At 56.8% G+C, this 2,380-nt stretch carries 2 protein-coding genes and 1 riboswitch; both genes read right to left on the bottom strand.

What is annotated here, in order from left to right; all coding sequences use genetic code 11:
* Positions 1-223: 223 nt before the first annotated feature.
* The gene (locus Q362_RS0117655) at positions 224-1,075 is read right to left on the bottom strand and encodes a DUF4465 domain-containing protein (RefSeq protein WP_028319692.1); all 852 of its coding nucleotides are present in this window, start codon (positions 1,073-1,075) and stop codon (positions 224-226) included.
* Between the two features lie 87 nt (positions 1,076-1,162).
* A complete protein-coding gene (locus tag Q362_RS21650; protein ID WP_211248539.1) occupies positions 1,163-2,209 on the bottom strand; it encodes a VPLPA-CTERM sorting domain-containing protein in 1,047 nt (348 codons plus the stop codon).
* Positions 2,210-2,321: 112 nt separating this feature from the next.
* A riboswitch (cyclic di-GMP riboswitch) is annotated at positions 2,322-2,380 on the bottom strand. This riboswitch is flagged as partial in the annotation.

The following is a 2,380-nucleotide window of genomic DNA, read 5'->3' as shown; positions in this document are numbered from 1 at the left end:
TGTCTTGATCGGCTTGGCGTGCCGTACCGAGTGCATGCTCCCGGAAACATGGCTTTTTCAACGGGCTGTTAACGCATAACTATCGGATACTCCCCTCTGAATGCATGCCGCCTGTTTGCCCTACCTCTCCCTCCTGACAAACCGGGCTCGCTGGATGCAGGAGGATCCGCCCCTTTTGCAACCATTTTCTCGTCCATCAAAAGGGGCAGGCGATCTCTCCCTCTTACGCCTTCCTGCCTGTCCGCTGACGCAGGCCAACCAGCCCGATCAGGCCGCTGCCCAGCAGCCAGGCTGCGGCGGGAACGGGTACCGGAGCGGCGACTGTTTCCAGGTTGTCCATCGCGAAATAGGCAGGGGTGTTCATGCCCCATTGCCCGGTATCGGAAGAAGTGAGCTGGAATTCCAGTCCATAGACTTCGCCCAGCCCGGTCAGATCGACCCAGGTCCAGTGGTCGATGATGTAATCCTCTGAACTGTCGGCGAATCGGTAGTCGGCCAGGTAAAAATCAACCGCATCTCCGGTTCTGGAGTAATCCGCGTCCAGGGCGTAAACAGTCAGCTTGAACCAGTCTTCATCCATCCCATTCGCGCCGCCGAAGGCCTTGGCGAAGGAATCCCCCTTCAGCATGGACAAGTAGGCATAAGTAGTGTTGGTAACATAGAAACCGGCCACGGTTTGGGCATAATCGCCGGTGGTCATGCCGTTGTAGGTCTGAGCCGGTTGCCCCATCATGGTAAAGGTGTAGGCGACCGCATAGTTGGCCGAACCGTTCACCCCGCCGCCGGTGATGGCGCTGAATTGATTGGTATACCCGGCAGTGGTCGTATCGGTCATGTTGGAGTAGGCAAACCCTTCCCAGAGATTCCACTCAACATACTGATAATTAGCGAAATAATTGTCACCGCTGGTAAAACCGCTCGAGGTGCCCAGTTCGCTGCCACTGTCATCGCCACTCCAGTATGAATTGGCCGATAACTCCAGATCCTCGAAGGTGGCGACGGCTGCCTGGCCGATAGAGGCCATGGTTGTCACCAGAAACAATGCAACTAAAGTGCAGAATCGTTTCGTCCGCATTTTTCCCTCCTTGAAGATGAAAAAATTTCCCTCTCCCGCTGCCGGCAAGAAAGGGAAACAAAAAAATACCTCTGCAAACCCGTGTCTTCAGGACTGGCGCCGACGCAGGCCAACCAGTCCGACCAGACCGCTGCCCAACAGCCAGGCGGCGGCAGGGACAGGCACGGGCGAGGCAGCGTTGATCACACCAAGCGCTTCGAAATCCAGACCACCCGATCCCCAGGTGACCCAGGCGTCGTAGATGGGGTTGCCGTTGGCATCGGTCCAGGTACCGTTGCCGGGGATATCGACGATGCGGACAAAGTTGATCTCGTTCAGATCGACCAGGCCAGCCAAGACAAATTCATTATCGATTAAATCGTCGAGATTAAAGGGAGTTCCCCAACTGGCGCTGTAGGCGTTGGCATGCTTGCCTACCAGGTTGTAAATGTTGCTCACGTCCTGGGTAAGGTAAGCGGTGCTGTCCAGGGTACCGTTACCGTCGAGATCGATCTTGCTGTCAGCCATGCCAGTTGTATTGGCATTGGGGTAGTTCAGATAGTTGCTGGGAAAACGGGCGAAATTGATCCCGTCCGTGGAGACTTCCACAAAGCCCAGCTCGGCGAACATCTGGCCGGAAACGCTGCCGGCGCCGGTGCTGTAGTTGGAGACAAAGCCGTTTTCAAAGGCGGCGAAATCCGCCCCCGGACCATTGGTGATAGCCACATCAAACCCCAAGGTCAACGTACCCGGGACGTACCCTGCTGTACCGGCCTGGTAGTTGGCAATCTCAGTCATATGCATGTCACCCAAGGAAACGATGTCCATGTTGTTACCTGTCACCGGCCCCAAGGCCAGCGCCGGATTGGCAAACTGTGACCCGATACCGTTCTGACCGTAGGTGCCGATAACATCAGACGGCACATAGCTCACCACGCTGGTGGCCCAACCAACAAAAATGGGGTTGACGTAGTTGCCGTTGGTTGCCGTGGCGGCCACTCCCTCGCCGGCCGGGCCGACAAACCCGGCGATACCGGCGTCGACAAAGCCTGCCTCAGCCGCACCTCCCTTACCCGGTGAATAGGGTCCAGCCCAGACAGATGTTGCCAAGCACGTCAGGACCGTCGCCATGCCCAATGTTTTCACTGCGTTCATTTCTCCTCCTTTTTTCTTGTGTTCACTTGATTGATGTCACTCCCTCGAACTCTTCCCACCCCAAGCCTCGATACTCCTGGCACAAAAAAAGCCGGGTTGCCCTGTTCTGTTTTCAGGCAACCCGGCTGTCTGCATGAGACCCGTGGCTTTCCGGCCCCGCCTCGCGGCGGG

Source organism: Desulfobulbus elongatus DSM 2908 (genome assembly GCF_000621145.1).
GTDB lineage: Bacteria > Desulfobacterota > Desulfobulbia > Desulfobulbales > Desulfobulbaceae > Desulfobulbus > Desulfobulbus elongatus.
Note: the sequence above shows the minus strand (reverse complement) of the source record. Positions and strands in the feature narration are given on the sequence as shown.

Excerpts from the sequence above, each read along its gene's own strand:
- Q362_RS0117655 (WP_028319692.1), bottom strand. The coding sequence starts at position 1,075 with ATGCGGACGAAACGATTCTGCACTTTAGTTGCATTGTTTCTGGTGACA.
- Q362_RS21650 (WP_211248539.1), bottom strand. The coding sequence starts at position 2,209 with ATGAACGCAGTGAAAACATTGGGCATGGCGACGGTCCTGACGTGCTTG.